Consider the following 239-nt stretch of genomic DNA (forward strand, 5'->3'; position numbering starts at 1 on the left):
GCCACCAATCCAGCCACTAAATTCAACATAAAGCCGTTCATACTCCGATGTCTCGAATGTTCAATGAAGGATATATTCTTGAGTTGGTCATTAATTGTTTCGATTATAAAACGCTTTGAAAGCATCGCTCTATCCCATAATGACATCGCTTTTGCCTTCATATTTTTGCGAACCGTCGTGATCAGCTTTACCCCTTTATCGAGCAAATCCGCTTCTAAAGCCTTACTTAAATATCCTTT

Annotated in this window: 1 protein-coding gene; it reads right to left on the minus strand. The window is 38.9% G+C overall.

Annotated features, from left to right (window positions below):
• The coding region (locus J7338_RS20675) for a transposase (protein WP_215909156.1) at window positions 1-239 on the minus strand (239 nt) is incomplete at both ends.

The sequence above is a fragment of the Pseudoalteromonas ostreae genome, from assembly GCF_018069805.1.
Taxonomy (GTDB): Bacteria; Pseudomonadota; Gammaproteobacteria; order Enterobacterales; family Alteromonadaceae; genus Pseudoalteromonas; species Pseudoalteromonas ostreae.